The organism is Pseudomonas sp. NPDC089918, from assembly GCF_050280605.1.
GTDB lineage: Bacteria > Pseudomonadota > Gammaproteobacteria > Pseudomonadales > Pseudomonadaceae > Aquipseudomonas.
The window spans coordinates 1-13,901 of record NZ_JBNNVP010000076.1 but is presented as its reverse complement, the minus strand read 5'-3'; the positions used below and the strand labels follow the sequence as shown (position 1 = coordinate 13,901).

Genomic DNA, 13,901 nt, shown 5'->3' with positions numbered 1-13,901 from the left:
GAGCGTCCGCACCTGTCTTTGAAATACAAAACGCCCGATGCGGTGCATCGGGCGTTAGGGTGAAACAGGTGTAAACCTATTTCAGGACTAGACACCGGAATTTATGGGCGACCCTCAATAAATAAGTTGCGTGACTGATAACCTGTTGCAGAACCGGCCTGTGCTTTCCCAGTCTTACGTACAGGCCCTAACCCGCAGTGAGGAAAAGCATGAAGTCGCGCATCTGGCGTTTGGCCGGTGTTGGTTTGCTATGTGTGAGTGTCACTGCGCAATCGCTGGCCGATGAGCCGCAAATCCGTGGGCCTGATGGCGGCCAACGCGGGCCGGATCATCAGGGCAAAGGTCAGGGTCATGACGGTAACAATCAGCCACGCCGGCAGAACAACGAAATCATTCGTGGCGACAACAGCCGTCAGTTCGAGCTCCACGACCAGAATCAGGGCGGCGAGCGGCAAAACCGGCCCTCGCACGATCCCAATACTCAGGGTGGCCAGTGGCAGAACCGTGTACAGCACGACTCCAACGTTCAGGAGCGACCGCCGCAACAACCCAGTAACAATCTGCCGATCCAGGGCCGGCCCGATACTGTGCGCCAGACCCAGGAACCCCGGCGTGGCTACTATCAGGACGAACCGCGGCGCAACAATGACTACCAGCGCTGGCAGACTGGCGGTCAGGGCTCACGTCAGGATGATCGTCGCTGGCCCGGTCGCCCGGATGGGCACGGCAATGGCTGGGGCCCCGGCCCGCAGTATCGTCCGGGGTACGTGATCGACCGCTTCCCGGAGCGCAACTACCGCGTGCCGTATCGTGGCCAGGATTATTTCTATTCCGGTGGTTATTGGTATCGTCCGCAAGGCCCGCGTTACGTGGTGGTTCAGCCGCCTCGCGGGATTCGGGTCAGCTATTTGCCCGATTACGCGCGTGAAGTGTGGATCGGCGGTGCGCTGTTGTTCCTCGCGGCCGGCGCGTATTACGCCTATCAGGAGAGCACTCGGGATTACGTCGTGGTCGAACCGCCCGTGCAGCCGCAACCGATGGGCAATGGTTATGACGTGGTGGCGTATCCGGCTAATGGCCAGTCGCCGGAGGAGGTCAGTCGGGACGGTTACGAGTGTTATCGCTGGGCTGTGCAGCAGAGCGGCTTCGATCCGCGTGCCGTCACCTATCAACCGGCCCCGTCGGTGGTGCAAGTCTACCGACAGGCCCAAGGCAACTGCCTGAGCAGTCGCGGTTATCAGGTGAGTTACTGAGCCCTGGCGGTTTTCACCACTTCCTGCGGGTCGGCGTGCACCAGCACTTCGGCTCGCGGGTAAGCGGCCTGAATTGCATCGGCGGCTTGATCGCTGATGCCGTGGGCGACTGACAGCGTCAGCTCTCCCGGCAACTCCAGATGCAATTGCACAAACCACTGGTTGCCGGAGATTCGTGTGCGCAGATCGTGGGCGCCCAAAACCCCCGGCACGCTGCAGGCCAGTTCAAGCATGTGCTGGCTGACACCCGGCGGCAGCTCTTCATCCATCAGCACGGCAAAACTCTCCCGGGCGATATGAATGGCGCTCCAGAGGATGTAGGCGGCGATCCCCAATCCGAACCAGGGGTCGACTTGATGCCAACCAAGCCCGGCCAGCACCAGCGCCACCAGAATGCTGCCGTTGAGCAGCAAGTCTGAGCGGTAATGCAAGGAGTCGGCACTCACGACGTTAGAACCGGTTGCCTTGATCACCCGATGTTGCAACATCAGCAGGGCCACGGTCAGGGCGAGGGAAAACACAATCACCCCGATGCTGAGCCACGCGGCGCTTACCGGCTCCGGATGCTTCAATCGCTCGATCGCCTGCAACGCAATCAGCACCGCACTGCCGCCAATGAACAGTGCCTGAGCCATGCCCGCCAATGATTCGGCCTTGCCGTGCCCGTAACGATGATCGTCGTCGGCGGGGCGTAAGGCGTAATGTACGGCCAGCAGGTTGAGCAGCGAGCTGACGCCATCGAGTGCTGAGTCGGTCAGCCCGGCGAGCATGCTCACCGAGCCGCTCAGCCACCAGGCGATGGCTTTGGCCACGATCAACGTGCACGCCACCGCCACCGAGGCGCGCGTCGCCAGCCGCAGCAGGCGGGCGTGTTCGGTACTGGTGGTCATAAGTGCGGCTTTTCCTTTTTGGTGCACCAATTACGCGGCCGGTTGCAGGCCGAACATGGCCAGTTGTTGGGTGCTGCCCTTGTGCTGGATCAGACGTGGATCGTCCAGCGGGAAGCTGCGGCCCAGTTCACTTTCCAGAATAGTCTGCAACTTGTGGTTATCGACCTTGCCGTCGGCGCCGATGGCTTCCTTGAGTTTTTCCGGGGCCACCTGAGCAGTGCGGCCCGGTTCGAAGTAAATGGCGCCCGTGGCGAAGTCCACCGCAAAGGCGATCAGGCCTGGGATGATGTAAAACAGCAGGCCCACGGCATCCAGCGCGGCGATGGCCGGGTCGATCTTGCCGTCAATCTGACCGCGACGATCCGGGTAGAAAATCGTGCCGCAGGCGGTCATTTGGGTCAGCAAGGACGCGATCAATACACCGCCGATCAAGCGAAAGGGAGTACGCATGTGAAATCTCCTGGGCCATCTGAAAACGAAGGGACGTCTGTATGAATTAGGACCGCGACAAACGCCGAGCAGTTCGCCGTTATACTCGGCCCTCTGTTTGGGAGCCAGCATGATTTCTTTGCCGATTGATGAAGTTTTACCCGCCCTGCGTGAAGCCCTCGCTACACGCCACGAAGCCGTGCTCGAAGCTCCGCCCGGCGCTGGTAAAACTACCCGCGTGCCCTTGGCCTTGCTCGATGAACCGTGGTTGGCCGGGCAGACCATTCTGATGCTCGAACCGCGCCGATTGGCAGCGCGGGCGGCGGCGGAGCGGTTGGCCAGTGAACTGGGCGAGAAGGTCGGCGAAACGGTTGGCTATCGCATTCGTCTCGACAGCAAAGTCGGCCCCAATACCCGCATCGAAGTGGTCACCGAAGGCATTCTCACCCGGCGCTTGCAGGATGATCCGGCGCTGGAAGGCGTGGGTTTGCTGATTTTCGATGAATTCCACGAACGCAGCCTCGACGCCGACCTGGCGTTGGCCCTGAGCCTCAATGGCCGTGAGTTGTTTCGCGACGACCAACCGCTGAAAATTCTATTGATGTCGGCAACCCTGGAAGGTGAACGCCTGGCCGGGTTGCTCGATGATGCGCCAATCCTGCGCAGCGAAGGTCGCATGTACCCGGTGGCGATGCGTTGGGGCCGACCGTTTCAGTCAGGTGAATTTATCGAGCCAAGGGTGGTGCAGACCATTCTCGACGCGCTGAACGATGAGACCGGCAGCCTGCTGGTGTTCCTGCCGGGGCAGGCGGAAATTCGTCGGGTGCATCAACAACTCGCCGATGCGCTGGGCGATAGCACACAGGTACTGCTCTGCCCGTTGCACGGTGAATTGGACCTCGCCGCCCAACGCGCCGCGATTGATCCGGCGCCCGCCGGCAAACGCAAAGTGGTGCTGGCCACCAACATTGCCGAGACCAGCCTGACCATCAACGGAGTGCGCGTGGTGATCGATGCCGGGCTGGCGCGAGTGCCGCGTTTCGATCCCGGTAGCGGCATGACTCGCCTGGATACTCAGCGCATTTCCAAAGCCAGCGCCACGCAGCGCGCAGGCCGGGCAGGGCGTCTGGAGCCCGGCGTGTGTTATCGCTTGTGGTCGCAGGATCAGCACGAGCAACTGGCGGTTTACGCCAGTGCGGAAGTTCTCTCGGCGGACCTTGCCGGGCTGGCCTTGCAACTCGGTCGTTGGGGCGTGACGCCGGGTCAGTTGGTTTGGCTCGATGTCCCTCCGGCAGCAGCTTATGCACAGGCTCAGGATCTGCTTGAACGTTTGGGCGCGCTGGAGGGCGAGGCGCTGACCCGTCACGGTCAGGCCATGGCTGAACTGCCGGCCCATCCACGGATCGCTCATTTGCTGTTGCGGGGGCAGGCGCTCGGTCTTGCCGACATGGCCTGCGATGTCGCGGCACTGCTCGGTGAACGGGATATTTTGCGTGGCGCCGGGGCGGATCTGCACAGCCGACTGGTGCTGTTGTCCGGCGAAGAACGGGCTGCTCGTGGTGCCCAGGGCGGTGTTCAACGGGCTCGGCAACTGGCGCGGCAGTATCGCGGTTACCTGCGGGGCAAAGCGTCGGAGCCGGTCAGCGATCCTGAACATCCGCGCTGGCTTGGCGCGTTGCTGGCGTTGGCGTATCCCGACCGAGTTGCGCAACAGCGGCGGGCCGGTGGCGCGGAGTATCGTTTGGCCAACGGTCGCGCAGCGCTGTTCGCCGAAGCCGACAGTTTGATGAAACAACCGTGGCTGGTGATCGCCGATCTGGGCAGTCGTCAGGGCCAGCGTGAAGAACGGATTTATCTGGCGACGGATTTCGATCCGGCGTTGTTCGATTCGGTGTTGGCCGAGCAGGTGCGTTGCGTCGATCAACTGGATTGGGATGAGCGCGAAGGCGTGCTGCGGGCCGAACGTCAGCGCAAGGTCGGCGAATTGATCCTCAGCCGCGAACCGCTGACCGGGCTCGATGAAAGCGCTCGCAGTCAGGCGTTGGTGAATCTGGTGCGGCGTAAAGGCCTGGAGCTGTTGCCCTGGACGCCAGAGCTGCGTCAGTGGCAGGCGCGGGTTGCGTTGTTGCGTCAGTTGGATCTCGGCAGTAAGGAGCAGAGTGAATGGCCGGATGTCAGCGATGCTGCATTGCTCAAAAGCCTCGAGCATTGGCTGATGCCGTATCTGGGCAAGGTCTCTCGACTCAGTCACTTCGCCAATCTGGACCTGTCGAGCATCGTTCATAACCTGTTGCCGTGGCCGCTGCCACAACGGCTCGAAGAGCTGGCACCGCATCATTTGAGCGTGCCGTCGGGCTCTTCGATTCGTCTGGATTACAGCGAACAGCCGCCGATTCTGGCGGTGCGTTTGCAGGAGCTGTTCGGCTTGGCCGAAACCCCGCGAATCGCCGGTGGCCGGCAGGTGGTCAAGCTTCATCTACTGTCCCCGGCGCGCCGGCCGGTGCAGGTGACGCAGGACCTGGCGAACTTCTGGCGCAGCACCTACGCCGAGGTGAAGAAGGATTTGAAGGGGCGTTATCCGAAACACTACTGGCCGGATGATCCACTGGTGGCCGAGGCGACGGCGCGGATCAAACCGCGTAAGTAGTCAGTGGCATCGGCGGTGCGGCATTCGCGAGCAAGCCCGCTCCCACATGAGATCTTCAGTGAATACAGCATTTGTGTACCACCGAAAACCAGTGTGGGAGCGGGCTTGCTCGCGAAGCTTTTGACCTAAGGCGCGGCCGGCAACAGAAACCGCGCAATGACCGGCAAGTGATCGGAAATGCGCAACGTATCGTCCTGCCTCACTCGCGCCTCGACCCGTTTGAGGTGCGGGCTGTAAAACAGGTAGTCGACGGTCCGGTCCGGGCCGTTCAAGCCCGGATCATTCGGGTAATGGGTCAGCCATTGCGCCCGATCGATACCGCTGGCTTCGTTGTTGGTGGGGATCATCGGGTATTTGTCCCACAGCACATGCAGCGCGCTATCGGCGGAGTAGGGCGTGCGTTGCTCGGTGGGCAGGCGTCGATACTGGCCCAACGGCAACAGGTTGAAGTCGCCGCCGATCAACCACGGCGTGCCGCGGCTTTCGTACTTGTCGAGGACCTTGGCCACGGCTGTCACCTGGCGTTGCAAGGTTTCGTCGAGCGGGGGCGTGGCACGTTCCAGATGGGTATTGAACACGGCCATTTGGCCGCCATTACTCAATGGCAGGTGAGTGACCAGCAAGGCGTTTTTCGGCTTGAACTGACGGCTGATGAAATTGGCCGGTGCGACCGGTAATTGCAGGCGTTCGGCGTGTTCGATCTGGTAGCGGCTCAGGGTTGCCAATTGCCGGCCAACGCTGCCGTAGATGGGCGGTTCAGGCACGAAGTCGGCTTTCCAGTCGAAGGCCTGCGCACTGCATGGGTACAGATCGGTGACTCGATCCTGCAGCAATTTGAACTGGTTCTGGTAGTCGCTGGCCTTGGCACCGTCATCGAGTTCCTGCAACAGCACGATGTCCGGCTGCTCGTCGCGAATCACCCGCGCCACTTCGTCGAGGCTGAAGGCCATGTCTTCAGGCGTAGGGCTCTCGTCGTTCCCTGCGGCCAGATCGTTCCAGAAAACGTAGCGCTTGCCTGCCAGGTACTGGACGTTCCAGGTCATCACCTTCAGCGCCTGGCCGGGCACTAGCGTCGGCGCCTGGGCGTTGCAAATGACCGGCAGCGCTTCCTTGGCTTCGGGGCGCCAGGTGAGGCTGTAGATCATCAATGCAATCAGGCCAATGGCAATCAGCATGCACAGCAGGGTGTAGCGCAGTAGACGGGGCATGGCTCGGCTTATAGCGTTACAAAAGAGGGGCCCGAGCATAACCGAGCGCAAACGGCATGCCCATCAATTAGCCGCGACACATCGTTCTTCAAAGTGCCCCGTCAGCTTTCTCGGGCGCGTCGGCGATCAGCATGAATAAACGGAACACCACCACGCTGGTGAACAGTTGCAGGAAGCTGTGCGCGCTGTCGATCAGCAGCGAGATCACCGGGTTCTGCGGGTCAGGGTAAACCGCCAGAGTCGCACCCTTGAGCACCCACAACGGCCCCATCACGCACAGAATGCACACCAGAATGCGCAGGAAATTCCCGCGGGTCAGGCGCAGGCTTTCCTTCATTGCCGCCAGCGGTGCCAGGCCGCGCAGCACCAGCAGGTACTCGCCGAACGCCAGTGTCACCATCAACCAGATCCCCGGCAGAAAATACAGCGACAGGCCAATCAGGATCAGCAGTGTATTGAGGGCGGTCAGCACGGCGAAGCGCGGCCACAGGGTTGCGGAGGTCGCCAGCAAGTCGCGGGTGCGCGGCGATTCGCCACGGCTGCGGGCATCGAGAAACAGGATCAGCGCGGCGGTGTATAGCGGATACACCAGCAGGCCGACAATCACACTGATGCCGGGAAAACTGTCCGGCTCCGTGGAGTGGTCGACCACTTGTTGCAGCAGCGCCTCGACAATCACCAGTGGCAGGCACAGCTGCACGATCTGGCGCAGATTGCGCTTGAAGAAATACAGAGAGTCACGCAGTACATCGAACGGATTCATCAGTCGGTATCGCAGGTCGAAAGCAGGTGCCTCACTTTAACCGATGAACCCCTTTGGGGCGCAAACGTAAACGTTCGGTAAAGGTCATTGAAACATCCTGTATCAGCCCCATTACTGGTGAGCACCTTATCCACCGTGGATGAGGGCGACGATATTCCCGGCAATCTATGAGGTCGCCATGAACAGCGAAGAACAAACCCTGATCGATGGACTGTTTTCCCGGCTGCAACAGGCCGAAACGGATTCAGCCCCGCGCGACGCCCAGGCCGAAGCGCGGATCAAGGAACACCTGACTCGCCAGCCCGCGGCGGGCTATTTCATGACCCAGGCGATTCTGGTGCAAGAGGCTGCCATCAAGAGCCTCGACGAACAGAACAAGCAACTCACTCAACAAATCCAGCAATTGCAGGCTGAGCTGCAATCGGCCAAGGCTCAGACGACGGCACCGGCGCCGAGCAGCGGTGGCTTTTTGTCGAGCATCTTCGGTGGTGGCTCCCGTGATCCGCAGCCTGCGCCGACTCAAAGCGCAGCCCCGTCGAATGGCGGCTGGCGTGAACCGGGGCGGCCGTCATTCAACTCGCAGCCGCCACAGCAAAACTTCGGTGCGCCGGCTGCTCAGCAGAACTTCGGAGCGCCGCCCCAGCAAAACTACGCACCACAACAGCCTGCCGGCAGCAGTTTCCTTGGTGGTGCGTTGAAAACTGCAGCGGGTGTGGCCGGTGGTGTGATGCTGGCGCAGGGCATCAGCAGCCTGTTCCAGCACCATCAGCAGCCGGAAGTGGTTGAAGTCATCAAGGAAGAACCGGCTCAGGTCAACGATCAGAGCGACAGCGGTAATGGCTGGGGCGACGATCAGCGCGTGGCTGACAATTCCAGCGATCAAGGCGGATACGCCGACGCCGACTATAGCGATGACAGCTCATCGTTCTTCGGTGGCGACGACGATTCCTTCGTCTGATACATCTGTGGCGAGGGAGCTTGCTCCCTCACCACATGGCCGATTATTCGCGGAACAATCCTTTGGGCTGGCATACTGGGCAACTTTTCGGGCCCTGGTGCCTGATCCTGCCCGCGCTTCGGCACGCCAAAGAGGATGTACGGTGAAAAAAATCGCAGTGTTCGCCGATGTCCAGAACCTCTATTACACCGTGCGTCAGGCTTATGGTTGTCACTTCAACTACGCCGCGCTGTGGGCTGACGTCAGTAAAGAAGGGCAGATCGTCGAGGCCTATGCCTATGCGATCGATCGTGGCGACAGCAAGCAGCAGCAGTTTCAGCAGATCCTGCGCAATCTCGGCTTCATCGTGAAGCTCAAGCCCTACATCCAGCGCAGCGACGGTTCGGCCAAAGGCGACTGGGACGTGGGCATCACCCTCGACATCATGGACGCCGCCGATCATGTCGACGAAGTGGTGCTGGCTTCTGGCGACGGTGATTTCGACATGCTGCTGGAACGCATCATCGCTAAGCACGGCGTGCAAGCGGTGGCCTATGGCGTGCCCGGCCTCACCGCCAACTCGCTGATCCGCGCTGCCAGCCGTTACGTGCCGATCGAAGGCGCGTTGCTGCTCAAGAATTGATTTTTACGGAGTTGAAACAGGTTTGGAACGCATAGCAGTCATCGACTTTGAAACCACCGGACTCTCCCCGAGCAGCAGCTGCCGGGCCACGGAAATTGCCGTGGTGATTCTTGAACAGGGGCGCATTGTCGAGCGTTACCAAAGCCTGATGAACGCTGGCGTGCGGGTGCCGGCTTTTATTGAGCAACTCACCGGCATCAGCAACGCCATGCTGCGCACCGCTCCCTCGGCCGAGCAGGTGATGAATGAGGTCAACGAATTTGTTGGCATCACGCCGCTGCTGGCGCACAACGCTGCATTCGACCAGAAGTTCTGGGACTACGAGCTCGGACGAATCAAACGCACACGCTTGCAGAACTTTGCCTGCTCGCTGTTACTCGCCCGCCGCCTGATGCCCGCCGCGCCGGACCACAAACTCGGCACCCTCACCACTTTCGCCAGCCTGCCCAATACCGGAAAGGCTCACCGGGCCATGGCCGATGCCGAAATGGCCGCCAACCTGACGGCGCACTTGGCTGAAGAGTTGCGGCGCAAGCATGGGCTGCGGGAGTTGTCCCATGATCTGCTCGTCAGTTTGCAGAAAGTGCCGGCGGCGAAGATCAATGAGCATCTCAAGCGGTATCGCGGGTTCTGAAACGCACCTAACCCCTGTGGGAGCGTGCGACATCACGATTTTCCATTCCCCTCCAACTGCCCCAACGGCACGCGCTTCTCGATGGCGCTGGACAGCACGATCGAGGTCTTGCTGAATCCGAACGTGGCGATCCGGTTGATCAACTCTTCCAGCTCCGGCATCGAGCCCACCGCCGCTTGCATGATCACGCACGGATCGCCGGTGACGCGATGGCATTCGGTGAGCTGTGGGATTTTGATCAGTTCGTCGTAGGTTTTCTGGTTGCCGTGCTGATTCAGGCGCAGTTCGATGACGCACTGGATCGGCAGGCCGAGTTTGGCCATGTCGACTTTCGCCTGGTAGCCGGTAATCACCCCGCAGGCCTCAAGTTTGGCCACGCGCTCGGCCACCGCCGGAGCGGACAGGTTCACCTTGCGTGCCAGATCGGCGTAGGACGCACGACCGTTTTCCAACAGGGCGCTGAGGAGCATGCGGTCGTATTTGTCCATCATGGCATTCCTGAAAAAGGCTGACTTTCGAAAGCACGGTTTATAGCGCTGAACTCCGTGTTTTGAAAAGTGTACCGGCGCTATAAACAGGTTTTGTAACTTATTTTCCGTCGCTGGCCTTTCTAGAATAGCTGCTCTCTTTGTCTTGTCCTCGAGCTGCCCATGCCTGGCATACGCCGTTTTTCCTTACCGCTGATCGCTGCTTTTTTCGCGCTGTACGTGATTTGGGGATCGACCTACCTGGTGATTCGAATCGGCGTGCAGTACTGGCCGCCGTTGTTGCTCGCCGGTATTCGATTCGTGATCGCGGGTACGTTGATGTACGCGTTCCTGCGCTGGCGCGGGGCACCTGCACCGACGTGGGCGCAGTGGAAAGCGGCGGGGATCATCGGGATTTTGCTGCTCACGTGCGGTAACGGGGCGGTGAGCGTCGCCGAGCATACGGGCGTGGCCTCCGGCGTTGCCGCGTTGGCGGTGGCGACGGTGCCACTGTTCACTTTGTTGTGTGGATATTTCTGGGGCGCGCGTAATACCCGTCTCGAATGGGCCGGGATTGTGCTCGGGCTGATCGGTATCGCCATGCTCAACCTCGGTTCCAATCTGCAATCGAGCCCGTTGGGTGCGGCATTGCTGGTGTTCGCGGCAGCGTCCTGGGCGTTCGGTTCGGTGTGGAGCAAACACTTGCCGTTGCCACAAGGCGCGATGGCCAGTGCCGTGGAAATGCTGGTGGGCGGCGTGGTGTTGTTGATCGGCAGCGCGGTGAGTGGCGAGCATCTGGAGGCTATGCCGCCGATCGAAGGTTGGGCCGCATTGGCCTATCTGACGTTCTTCGGTTCGATCATCGCCTTCAACGCCTACATGTACCTGCTGAAACACGTGCGTCCGGCAGCGGCCACCAGTTATGCCTACGTCAACCCGGCGGTGGCGGTGTTGCTGGGTATCGTATTTGTTGGCGAGACCATTGGTATTGAAGAAGCGCTGGCCATGACAGTGATCATCAGTGCCGTGGTGCTGATCGGGTTGCCGCAGTGGCGCCGAGGTGCAGATCGGCCTGCCGTAGTGGTGCCGACAGAATCCCGCGCGAATTAGGGTAAACTGCGCGCCATTGCATCTTGTTTTGCACACTTGTTTTGAAAAACCCGCGCTGAATTTTCCTACGGTACTCCCATGACTTTCGCCACCCTTGGCCTGATCGAACCCTTGCTGCGCGCTCTCGAGACGCTCGGCTACCAGACCCCTACGCCGGTGCAGACACAAGCGATTCCGGCGGTGCTGGCCGGTCGTGACCTGATGGCAGCAGCCCAGACCGGCACCGGCAAAACCGCCGGTTTCGCCTTGCCGCTGCTGCAATTGCTGGCCATGGAAGGGCCGAAAGTCAGCGCCAACTCAGTGCGCGCACTGATTCTGGTGCCGACCCGCGAGCTGGCCGAACAGGTTCACGAAGCCGTGCGCCAGTACGCCGAGAACCTGCCGTTGAGCACGTACGCGGTGTACGGCGGCGTCAGCATTAACCCGCAAATGATGAAGCTGCGCAAAGGCGTCGACCTGTTGGTGGCGACTCCGGGCCGCTTGCTCGACCTGTTCCGTCAGAACGCGCTCAAGTTCAATCAGTTGCAAACCCTGGTGCTGGACGAAGCCGATCGCATGCTCGATCTGGGCTTTTCCGAGGAGCTTGGGAACATTTACCGCGTATTGCCGAAGAAACGTCAGACGTTGTTGTTCTCTGCCACGTTCTCCGATGCGATCCGCCTGCTGGCCGGGCAAATGCTCAACGACCCGCTGAGCATCGAAGTCAGCCCGCGCAACGTCGCCGCCAACACCGTCAAGCAATGGGTGGTGACGGTGGACAAGAAGCGTAAGCCGGAGCTGTTCATTCACTTGATGCGCAAGGGCAAGTGGAAGCAGGTGCTGGTGTTCGCCAAGACCCGTAACGGCGTAGACGCGTTGGTGGAAAAACTCCAGGGCCTGGGCATCAATGCCGACGGCATTCACGGCGACAAACCTCAGGCGACCCGTCAGCGGGCACTGGATCGTTTCAAGGCCAGTGAAGTGCAGATCCTTGTAGCCACCGATGTGGCAGCGCGTGGTCTGGATATCGAAGATTTGCCATTGGTGGTCAATTTCGACCTGCCGATCGTGGCGGAGGACTACATCCACCGCATCGGTCGTACCGGCCGTGCGGGCGCAACCGGGCAGGCTATTTCGCTGGTGTGTGCTGATGAGGTGAATTTGCTGTCGGCCATCGAGACGTTGACCCGTCAGACGTTGACTCGCCAGATGGAGCAGGATTTCGAACCTGAGCACCGCGTGCCGGATACTGATGCCAGCGGTCAGGTGGTCAAGAAGCCGAAAAAGCCGAAGAAGCCCAAGACCTCCAGTGGCGGCAAGCGCAATTTGGGCAAGTGGGTCGAGAGCGGTGATGCCTCGGCGCCGGAGCCTTCGATCAAGCCTGTGCGTAAAGTGCCGGTGTTTAACACCGGGCCGCGTAAGCGTAAGCCTTGATCCTCCGAGGATCGTACCCACGCTCTGCGTGGGAACGCCTCAATGGACGCTCTGCGTCCGCTTGGGTAGGGACGCGGAGCGTCCCGGGCTGCATTCCCACGCAGAGCGTGGGAACGATCAGTGTCGGTGCTTCAACCACTCCACCATCCCCATCCCCGCCGCTCGCCCACTGGCGAAACACGCGGTCAGCAGATAGCCGCCGGTCGGCGCTTCCCAATCGAGCATTTCTCCCGCGCAGAACACGCCAGGTAGTTGCTTGAGCATCAAACGTTCATCCATCGACTCGAACATCACGCCCCCTGCGCTGCTGATGGCCTCGTCCAATGGTCGGGTTTTCACCAACGTCAGCGGCAATGCCTTGATCGCCTTGGCCAGCAATGCCGGATCGGTAAAGTAATCGGCGGGTGTCAGTTCCCGCAACAACGCCGCTTTCACGCCATCAAGCCCTAGCTGACTGTGCAGGTGTTTGGCCATGGAGCGTGAGCCGCGCGGTTTGCTCAGCGCAGACTGGATTTTATCCACAGGCTTGCCCGGTAACAGATCGAGATGAATGGTTGCCGAGCTGTGTTGATTGATCGCTTCGCGGATCGGCGCCGACAGGGCGTAGATCAAACTGCCTTCAATTCCCGTGGCAGTGATCACACATTCCCCGAGTCGCGGCACGTCGTCATTGAGGCCAATGGCGATGTTTTTCAGCGGGCTGCCTGCGAATTTGCTGACCATCAATTCGCTCCAGGCCTGCACCTCGAAGCCGCAATTGCTCGGTTGCAACGGCGCCAGTCCTACACCGCGCTGTTCCAGCGCCAACATCCAGGCACCGTCCGAACCGAGGCGCGACCAACTGCCGCCGCCGAGGGCCAGCAGGGTCGCTTCGGCTTGAACAGTTTTTTCGCCTTCGGGGCTGTCGATGCGCAAGTCACCATTGTCATCCCAACCGAGCCAGCGATGGCGGGTGTGGATAACTACGCCGGCATCGCGCAGGCGTTTGAGCCAGGCCCGCAACAGGGGAGCGGCTTTCATGTCGGTAGGAAACACCCGGCCGGAGCTGCCGACAAAGGTTTCGATGCCCAGGTCATGAATCCATTGGCACAAGACGTCGGCGCCGAAGGCTCGCAACAATGGCGCAATCTGCGGTGCCCGTTCGGCATAGCGTGAGAGAAACGCCGGGTAGGCCTCGGAATGGGTGATGTTCATACCGCCAACCCCGGCGAGGAGGAATTTTCGCCCCACTGAAGGCATGCCGTCGTACAGATCGACCTTGATCCCGGCCTGGCTCAGCACTTCAGCCGCCATCAAACCGGCGGGGCCGCCGCCGATGATGGCGACGTGAGGGGGGAGGGAAGTGGAGGGTTGGGTCATGGAATGCGCTGCGGTATGGCGGAATGAAGCCGGGCATTCTATCAGCCCCGATCAATGTGGGAGATTCTATGGTTGAGGGGAAGCCCTCAACCCGTTTTCGCTTGGTATTCACTCTGCCCTTTCAGCAGTGCAAATACGACCCGTGCAA

Annotated in this window: 13 protein-coding genes; 7 read left to right on the top strand and 6 right to left on the bottom strand. The window is 60.6% G+C overall.

Features of this window, described 5'->3' with window-relative positions; genetic code table 11:
• Window positions 1-209: 209 nt before the first annotated feature.
• Window positions 210-1,253: a DUF6515 family protein gene (locus tag ACQKPC_RS29470; protein ID WP_427628168.1), complete on the top strand. Its 1,044-nt coding sequence runs from the start codon at window positions 210-212 to the stop codon at window positions 1,251-1,253.
• Here the strand turns inward: ACQKPC_RS29470 and ACQKPC_RS29465 are convergent.
• Together ACQKPC_RS29465 and ACQKPC_RS29460 are read right to left on the bottom strand one after the other, a co-directional pair.
• Window positions 1,247-2,143, bottom strand: coding sequence for a cation diffusion facilitator family transporter (locus tag ACQKPC_RS29465; RefSeq protein ID WP_427628166.1), 897 nt, complete (start codon window positions 2,141-2,143; stop codon window positions 1,247-1,249). The genes ACQKPC_RS29470 and ACQKPC_RS29465 overlap by 7 nt on opposite strands.
• Before the next feature lie 30 nt (window positions 2,144-2,173).
• Window positions 2,174-2,593 (bottom strand): polyribonucleotide nucleotidyltransferase, encoded by a 420-nt coding sequence (locus tag ACQKPC_RS29460; protein WP_427628165.1) that lies wholly within the window; start codon window positions 2,591-2,593, stop codon window positions 2,174-2,176.
• Between the two features lie 109 nt (window positions 2,594-2,702).
• Between ACQKPC_RS29460 and hrpB the strand changes: the two genes are divergently transcribed.
• Window positions 2,703-5,219 carry an ATP-dependent helicase HrpB gene (gene hrpB / locus ACQKPC_RS29455; RefSeq protein ID WP_427628163.1) on the top strand — a complete coding sequence of 839 codons (2,517 nt, stop codon included), beginning with the start codon at window positions 2,703-2,705 and terminating at the stop codon, window positions 5,217-5,219.
• 125 nt (window positions 5,220-5,344) lie between these two features.
• Here the strand turns inward: hrpB and ACQKPC_RS29450 are convergent, their stop codons facing one another.
• Complete coding sequence (locus tag ACQKPC_RS29450; protein WP_427628161.1) at window positions 5,345-6,427, bottom strand: endonuclease/exonuclease/phosphatase family protein; 1,083 nt, start codon at window positions 6,425-6,427, stop codon at window positions 5,345-5,347.
• Window positions 6,428-6,515: 88 nt separating this feature from the next.
• Window positions 6,516-7,190 (bottom strand): YciC family protein, encoded by a 675-nt coding sequence (locus ACQKPC_RS29445; RefSeq protein ID WP_427628159.1) that lies wholly within the window; start codon window positions 7,188-7,190, stop codon window positions 6,516-6,518.
• A gap of 178 nt (window positions 7,191-7,368) precedes the next feature.
• Here ACQKPC_RS29445 and ACQKPC_RS29440 point away from each other — a divergent pair, with 178 nt between their 5' ends.
• From ACQKPC_RS29440 to ACQKPC_RS29430, 3 genes are all read left to right on the top strand, one after another.
• Window positions 7,369-8,148 (top strand): DUF2076 domain-containing protein, encoded by a 780-nt coding sequence (locus ACQKPC_RS29440; protein WP_427628158.1) that lies wholly within the window; start codon window positions 7,369-7,371, stop codon window positions 8,146-8,148.
• A 142-nt stretch (window positions 8,149-8,290) separates the two neighbouring features.
• Window positions 8,291-8,770, top strand: a complete 480-nt coding sequence (locus ACQKPC_RS29435) for an NYN domain-containing protein (RefSeq protein WP_008070052.1) — start codon at window positions 8,291-8,293, stop codon at window positions 8,768-8,770.
• A 22-nt stretch (window positions 8,771-8,792) separates the two neighbouring features.
• Window positions 8,793-9,404: a 3'-5' exonuclease gene (locus tag ACQKPC_RS29430; protein ID WP_007895390.1), complete on the top strand. Its 612-nt coding sequence runs from the start codon at window positions 8,793-8,795 to the stop codon at window positions 9,402-9,404.
• Between the two features lie 32 nt (window positions 9,405-9,436).
• Here ACQKPC_RS29430 and ACQKPC_RS29425 read toward each other — a convergent pair whose 3' ends face one another.
• Window positions 9,437-9,892 (bottom strand): Lrp/AsnC family transcriptional regulator, encoded by a 456-nt coding sequence (locus tag ACQKPC_RS29425; RefSeq protein WP_008012657.1) that lies wholly within the window; start codon window positions 9,890-9,892, stop codon window positions 9,437-9,439.
• Between the two features lie 162 nt (window positions 9,893-10,054).
• Here ACQKPC_RS29425 and yedA point away from each other — a divergent pair, with 162 nt between their 5' ends.
• Together yedA and ACQKPC_RS29415 are read left to right on the top strand one after the other, a co-directional pair.
• The gene (yedA, locus tag ACQKPC_RS29420; protein WP_007895363.1) at window positions 10,055-10,981 is read left to right on the top strand and encodes a drug/metabolite exporter YedA; all 927 of its coding nucleotides are present in this window, start codon (window positions 10,055-10,057) and stop codon (window positions 10,979-10,981) included.
• A gap of 78 nt (window positions 10,982-11,059) precedes the next feature.
• Window positions 11,060-12,394 carry a DEAD/DEAH box helicase gene (locus ACQKPC_RS29415; protein WP_063342442.1) on the top strand — a complete coding sequence of 445 codons (1,335 nt, stop codon included), beginning with the start codon at window positions 11,060-11,062 and terminating at the stop codon, window positions 12,392-12,394.
• 117 nt (window positions 12,395-12,511) lie between these two features.
• Here the strand turns inward: ACQKPC_RS29415 and ACQKPC_RS29410 are convergent, their stop codons facing one another.
• The gene (locus tag ACQKPC_RS29410) at window positions 12,512-13,753 is read right to left on the bottom strand and encodes a TIGR03862 family flavoprotein (protein WP_427628156.1); all 1,242 of its coding nucleotides are present in this window, start codon (window positions 13,751-13,753) and stop codon (window positions 12,512-12,514) included.
• Between the last annotated feature and the right edge of the window lie 148 nt (window positions 13,754-13,901).